This is a genomic window from Pseudomonas sp. F1_0610 (assembly GCF_047470865.1).
Taxonomy (GTDB): domain Bacteria; phylum Pseudomonadota; class Gammaproteobacteria; order Pseudomonadales; family Pseudomonadaceae; genus JAZDRH01.
In genome coordinates this window covers 1-255 of record NZ_JAZDRH010000110.1, presented here as the reverse complement: position 1 = coordinate 255, position 255 = coordinate 1, and the positions used below count along the sequence as shown (strand labels likewise).

1 pseudogene is annotated in these 255 nt (G+C 45.5%); it reads right to left on the bottom strand.

Going from position 1 to position 255, the window contains the following annotated elements:
* Positions 1-255 (bottom strand): annotated as a pseudogene (locus VQ643_RS16440) (transposase); the annotation flags it as partial.

Sequence of the window (255 nt, the reverse complement as noted above, 5' to 3'; positions counted from 1 at the left end):
TTGACTCGCTGGCAAAGAACACGGCGGCCTCCTTTAAGATGTTGCGCTCTTGCTCAACACGCTTCAGTTCGCGCTTTAAACGGGCGATCTCAGCCTGTAAATCATTATCTTCCAGTCGTTTTTTAACTGGTTTGGAAAAGATCTTAATCCAGTTGTACAGTGTCTTATCACTGATGCCTAAGCGCTTAGCAACGTCTACAACAGCATAACCATGGAGGGTCACTTGGTTGACTGCTTCTTGCTTAAACTCATCTG